Annotated in this window: 5 protein-coding genes; all 5 read right to left on the bottom strand. The window is 37.0% G+C overall.

The features are described 5' to 3' along the window. Nucleotides 1-299: response regulator transcription factor (locus V7Z48_RS13450; protein ID WP_334114138.1), on the bottom strand; the 299-nt coding region annotated here is incomplete at its 3' end. Between the two features lie 10 nt (nt 300-309). Further along, nucleotides 310-1,629 (bottom strand): ATP-binding protein, encoded by a 1,320-nt coding sequence (locus V7Z48_RS13445; RefSeq protein ID WP_334114137.1) that lies wholly within the window; start codon nt 1,627-1,629, stop codon nt 310-312. Between the two features lie 10 nt (nt 1,630-1,639). Beyond that, complete coding sequence (locus V7Z48_RS13440; protein WP_334114136.1) at nt 1,640-1,837, bottom strand: ATP-binding protein; 198 nt, start codon at nt 1,835-1,837, stop codon at nt 1,640-1,642. A 14-nt stretch (nt 1,838-1,851) separates the two neighbouring features. Next, nucleotides 1,852-3,006, bottom strand: a complete 1,155-nt coding sequence (locus tag V7Z48_RS13435; protein WP_334114135.1) for an ATP-binding protein — start codon at nt 3,004-3,006, stop codon at nt 1,852-1,854. Between the two features lie 76 nt (nt 3,007-3,082). Further along, nucleotides 3,083-4,020: sensor histidine kinase (locus V7Z48_RS13430; protein WP_334114134.1), on the bottom strand; the 938-nt coding region annotated here is incomplete at its 5' end.

Below are 4,020 nucleotides of genomic sequence, written 5' to 3'. Positions count from 1 at the left end.
GAATTAATGGCTTTGTTGTAATTTTCTGTATCGCCATAGGCCGAAATCATACTAATCTTAATTTGCGGAAAACGCGCTTTTACTTTATCTAACAATTCCAATCCGGTCATGCCCGGCATATTAATGTCAGAAAAAATATACATCACTTCGGGCGGATGCGATTTTTCCAGTAACTCCAAAGCCTCCTGACCCGAAAAGGCAAACACCAGTTCAAGATTTTGAGTTTTAATTTCTTTTCTAAATTTTTGACGAAAGAGGATTTCTACATCTTTTTCGTCGTCTACAACTAATATTTTCATAAAGCTATTTTTATTTTTGATTTTGTGGTAAATAAATATGAAAGCGCGTAAAGTGGTGTTCTTCTGAGGTTACCTCTATGCTTCCTTTGTGTTTGGTGATAATATCGTGCGTGATGCTCAGTCCTAATCCGGTGCCTTCGGTACCTTTTTTGGTGGTGAAAAACGGCTGAAAGAGTTTTTCTTTAATCGTGTCGGGCACACCCGGACCGTTGTCTTGAATTTCTACATGTACCACTTGGGATTCGTCTTTATAAGTGCGAATGCTCAATACGGGCTGGTAATTCTTATCTGATGTTGAAAGACTTTTGGTACGCATAGCATCAAAAGCATTCTTACAGAGGTTTAAAATCACCCTGCTAAAATCTTCTGTATTTAGTGATACATCACCGATAGTGTCATCAAGATTTAAATCGATGGTCACGTTAATAGCCGCTTTGCCGGCACGCATCCCATGAAATGCTAGGTTGACGTATTCTTTAATTAATTCATTTAAATCGGTAGGTTCCATGGTGCCGTTACCGCCTCGAGAATGCATCAACATGGATTTTACAATATTATCGGCTCTAGTGCCATGGTGGTGAACTTTTTTAAGGTTTTCGGCCACGTCATTCAATAAGTCGTTCATATCTGCGGTCGTGTCATTTTGTTCCAGCTTTTCCAGAGCTTCTTTTAGTTCATCTACATATTCTAAACTCAGCTCAGAGAAGTTATTGATAAAGTTCATCGGATTTTTAATCTCGTGGGCAATACCGGCAGCTAAGTGCCCTAAAGAGGCCAGTTTTTCTGACTGGATGAGTTGGGCTTGGGTAGCTTTTAGTTCTTCTAAAGAATCCCTTAATTCTGCAGTTTGTGCATCAACTTTTTCTTGTAGACGTAGGTTTTCCCGTTTCCATTCTTCGGCATGCCATGTATCACCTTCTTCTGTTTCTACGGGAACAGAACCGTGCCAATGCACAATCTTCCATCTGCCATCTTCATGAAACAACACCGTAGAAATTCTAAGTTTAAATGCTGTTTTAATAGTATCGTAGGTGTAGCCTAGATCGATTTCTGCTACAATAACGGCACACTTTTCAAGGTTTGAATACTGTTTACTAACAATTTCAAGACTATAATTGTAATCTTTTAAATGTTGTCTTTGTTCATGACCTAAAAGACATAATGCTTTAACTTCATCAATTCCAAAAACCTTTTCTTCACTTGTGGTTCCATAACCCATGATTTTAGGTGATGCAATAACATCAAATTGATCAATAAGTGCATCCTCCATAAAGCATTTTACCCATAAATTATAGGTGTTTATTAGGTCTTTTTCTATGTGTTGATCCATACAAATAATATTACGCTTCTAAGATAATCATAAATATAGTACCCTCGCCTGTATTTGATGAAACCTCTAATTTTCCACCATGTTCTTTCACAATATCAGAGCGCAGTGATAGACCTAATCCTGTGCCTTGCTCGGTTGTCCCGATAACTATCGGGATGGTGGTAAAGAAGGGTTGAAATATTTTGTCGATTATTTTTATAGTGAGCATATTCTTTTTTTTTTTTAAAGATTACCTACTTCTGTAAAAGGTAAAACACTCATTTTTTCATTCAAAATTTCGTTCCTTTCACCCCCATAAATTAAAATACATTGGCTATTTGGTTGAAGTTTTTGCCAATATTTCAGGCCACGCATCATGCTGTTATCTATTTTTTTACCCGATTTAATTTCGATAGCTAACGGTTCGTTCTCTCTTTCCAAAATCAAATCTATTTCGTTGCCTGCGCTATCTCTAAAATAATACATTCCTTCGTTTATGGCATTATTAAAGTTGTTTTTTCTTATTTCAGATAGTATCCAGTTTTCAAATATTGCTCCATAAGCGGTGTGTTTTTGAAGTACATTTTCGGATTTAATTCCTAATAAAAAACACAATAATCCGGTATCATAAAAATATAATTTAGGACTTTTTATAATTCTTTTGTTCATATTATTATACCAGGGTTGCAATTGAAATATGATATAAGAGTTTTCTAATAAACCCAACCATGCCAAAATAGTCTTGGTATCTACACCAGTTTTTTTTGCCAAATCGTCGCGGTTGAGAAGCTGTCCTGCATAATTTGCGCACAAATAGATAAAACGAGTAAAAGTTGCCAAGTTTGTAATATTTCGTAAAAGCCTTACATCACGTTGTACATAAGTCTGAACATAACTATTAATCCATGTATTTGGGACGAGTTTTTGATTCCAAATTTCTGGATAACCACCGGTAATCATAAGTTTGTTTATGTTATGATCGGTTAGTTTTGCATTGACTAACTCTGCGTAACTTAAAGGCAATAGTGATAAATATCCGGCCCGCCCGGCAAGCGACTGTGACACCTGTTCTTGTAATAAGAAATTATTAGAACCCGTTAAAATGAACTGTCCTCGTGCAGGATTATTATCTAAAATTTCCTGTAAATATCTAAAAATATGAGGTGCTCGCTGTACTTCGTCAAAAATAGCACCGTTCACATACTGTTTTAAGAAAATTTCCGGATGTTGTTCGGCTTCAAATTGTATGGTAGGGTTTTCAAAGTTCACATAAGGTTTATCATGAAACAATAGTTTGCTTAAAGTGGTTTTGCCACTTTGTCTCGGACCGGTAAGGCATAAAGCTCTGAACTGTGTAAGTGCAAATTTTGCTTCTGATAGTATTAATCGTTCAATCATATCAATTCCATTTTTACAAATATATGTAATTTAGGTATAATGATTCCATTTTTGCATTTTATTGTAAAAATGGAATTTAAGAAACAGCTAATTCAATTTTAAATGTTGAGCCCTTATCTTCCTTTGTCTCAACTTTCAAATCACCCCCATGCGCTTTCACAATATCATAACTAAGCGATAATCCCAATCCGGTGCCTTGCCCGGTAGGTTTAGTAGTAAAAAAAGGCTGGAAGATTTTATCTTTAATAGCCTCAGGAATCCCAGGTCCGTTATCTGAAACCGTAATTTCAATACCGTTTTCTGCACGTTTGGTTGAAACTTCAACTTTTGGATTTTCAACACCATTGACGGCCTGAAACGCGTTGTTGATCAAATTTAATAAAACTCTACCAATGTCTTGCGGAATCACCTTTACTTTAGGAAGGGTTGGGTCTAAGTCGGTTGAAAAATCGGCATTAAAATTCTTATCTCTTGCCCTTAAGCCATGGTAGGACAGTCGCAGGTATTCATCGGCGAGGGCGTTGATATCCGTCGGTACTTTTTCCCCCGTGCTGCTTCGGCTATGAGCGAGCATGCCTTTGACGATGGCGTCGGCACGTTTGCCGTGATGGTTGATTTTTTCGAGGTTTTGTTTGATGTCGGCAGATATTGCTTTGGCTTCATCAATATCGCCTTTGTCTAATTCATCGTTCATTTCATCAATCAATTCATTACTCACTTCGCTAAAGTTGTTGACAAAGTTTAACGGATTTTGAATTTCATGGGCGATGCCAGCGGTGAGTTCACCAAGACTTGCCATTTTCTCAGATTGGATAAGTTGGGCTTGGGAGGCTTTTAGTTCTTTGGTCCTTTCTTCTACGGTTTGTTCAAGTTTCACTTTTTCCAATTCCAACTTCCTTTCCCTCCACTTACTAAAAATTCTCAGCGCCAATAAAAACAACAGAACGTATATCAAATATGCCCACCAAGAGTACCACCAAGGCGGGTTTATAGTAAACGTATATTCAAATGGCT

This window comes from Paucihalobacter sp. (assembly GCF_036825875.1).
Taxonomy (GTDB): domain Bacteria; phylum Bacteroidota; class Bacteroidia; order Flavobacteriales; family Flavobacteriaceae; genus Paucihalobacter.
Note: the sequence above shows the minus strand (reverse complement) of the source record. Positions and strands in the feature narration are given on the sequence as shown.

What these genes read in the sequence shown, in the direction of transcription:
- V7Z48_RS13445 (WP_334114137.1), bottom strand. Translation starts at nt 1,629, where the DNA reads ATGGATCAACACATAGAAAAAGACCTAATAAACACCTATAATTTATGG.
- V7Z48_RS13440 (WP_334114136.1), bottom strand. Translation starts at nt 1,837, where the DNA reads ATGCTCACTATAAAAATAATCGACAAAATATTTCAACCCTTCTTTACC.
- V7Z48_RS13435 (WP_334114135.1), bottom strand. Translation starts at nt 3,006, where the DNA reads ATGATTGAACGATTAATACTATCAGAAGCAAAATTTGCACTTACACAG.